This window comes from Pseudomonas sp. CHM02, assembly GCF_000612585.1.
GTDB lineage: Bacteria > Pseudomonadota > Gammaproteobacteria > Pseudomonadales > Pseudomonadaceae > Aquipseudomonas.
The window spans coordinates 1-744 of the sequence record NZ_JFCA01000114.1; the positions used below are offsets into that span (position 1 = coordinate 1).

General features: G+C 55.1%; 1 protein-coding gene. It reads right to left on the bottom strand.

Translation table 11 applies throughout. From position 1 onward, the window contains the following. Positions 1–69 precede the first annotated feature (69 nt). Complete coding sequence (locus tag BM70_RS0130960; RefSeq protein ID WP_025859595.1) at positions 70–528, bottom strand: transposase; 459 nt, start codon at positions 526–528, stop codon at positions 70–72. Positions 529–744: the final 216 nt, after the last annotated feature.

Sequence of the window (744 nt, forward strand, 5' to 3'; positions counted from 1 at the left end):
GCCCAGCGCGGGACAAGCCCGCTCACCACAATTACAAGCCACAAACCACAAACCACAATTTGATATCAATCAAAGCCAAGCCGCATCCCACAGCGAGTAATCACCTACCCGCTCAACCAACCCGGCGCGCAATGGATTGGCGATGATGTACCTGGCCATTTTCCGAATATCATCCTCCACGCGCACCGCCCTGTCGTGATAGCCAGGCTGCCAGACACGCTCTTTGCTTTGACGATGACGGTTGATGGTCAGCGTGCTACGTGACTTGATACGCCGCATTACCTCGGCCAGGGTCTTTTGCTTCAGTTCGAATAGCCAGTGTATATGGTCAGGCATGATGACCCAGGCTAGAGAGTCGATCAGGCCCAGTTCGTGGGCGTTCCGGAATTCGGCAACCAGTAAGCGGCCCAGGAACAAGTCAGCGAATAGACGTTGGCGGTTGTGAACGACGATGGTGATGAGGTAACTGCGTCCGTGTTCCGAATATCGTCCGTGGCGCAGGCGGTGGGATTGAGGTGCTGGGCGCAAATCCGTTGCTCCTGGTAGGTCCTTGAGAGGATTAACACTAGCGACTGATTTGCGGTGAGCCCGTGTCACTTGGTGACTGGATATATCCCCATGTTGTTGAACAGCCTCTCTGTGGTGACCTGGTTTTTGTAGTGACCTGGTTTTTTGTGGTGAGCGGGCTTTTTGTGGTGACCTGGTTTTTTGTGGTGAGCGGGCTTGCCCCGCGCTGGGCTGCGA